Below are 329 nucleotides of genomic sequence, written 5' to 3'. Positions count from 1 at the left end.
CAATGCAGGCAGCAACTCAGTGGGCTCTGGACGCAGCGTGTAATCGGGATTCACCTCCGCGTACAGAATGATGCCGTCCTGGCCGATGACGAAACGACCCGGCATCGGCAAGGTCCAGCTCTGATCACCGTTGATGACCGGCAGGTTGTTGCCCAGGCTCAGATAGAGTTCAACCAGGTAGTCCGGCAGTTTGAACCGCAGGCCGAAAGCAGCCGCTACTTCATTGCCGCTGTCGCTGAGGATCGGAAACCCCAGGCCGTTTTGACGTTGCGATTTGCGGCTGTTGGCTTGGCTCTGCGGCGAAATCGCCACCAGGCTGGCACCGCGCG

Annotated in this window: 1 protein-coding gene; it reads right to left on the bottom strand. The window is 60.2% G+C overall.

The window, feature by feature from the left end:
• Positions 1-329: peroxiredoxin-like family protein (locus M5B96_RS32470; RefSeq protein ID WP_248801261.1), on the bottom strand; the 329-nt coding region annotated here is incomplete at both ends.

The sequence above is a fragment of the Pseudomonas sp. MWU13-2105 genome, assembly GCF_023242315.1.
GTDB lineage: Bacteria > Pseudomonadota > Gammaproteobacteria > Pseudomonadales > Pseudomonadaceae > Aquipseudomonas.
This window is presented reverse-complemented; position numbering and strand designations above follow the sequence as displayed.